We start from the raw sequence: 231 nt of genomic DNA, 5'->3' as shown, positions 1-231 counted from the left end.
CGGAAAAGATGTGAAAGGATGGGTTCACGATCCAAATGGTATTTCGGCGGGCGGCTGGGGACTAACGTTAACGGTTAGGGATATGGCTAAGTTTGGACAGATGTATTTGAATGAAGGTATTCATAATGGAAAACAAATACTATCAAAATCATGGATAAAAGAATCAATAGCGATGAATTCAAATCAATATGGTTACTTATGGTGGTTACGAGAAGAAGAGGGTGTCTATTC

General features: G+C 39.0%; 1 pseudogene. It reads left to right on the top strand.

The window, feature by feature from the left end:
* Positions 1–231, top strand: a pseudogene (locus JDS81_RS30115) (serine hydrolase domain-containing protein); the annotation flags it as partial.

The sequence above is a fragment of the Bacillus cereus group sp. N31 genome (assembly GCF_016483245.1).
GTDB classification, from domain to species: domain Bacteria; phylum Bacillota; class Bacilli; order Bacillales; family Bacillaceae_G; genus Bacillus_A; species Bacillus_A toyonensis.
The sequence above is the reverse complement of the archived record's forward strand: the minus strand, read 5'-3'. Positions and strand labels throughout refer to the sequence as shown.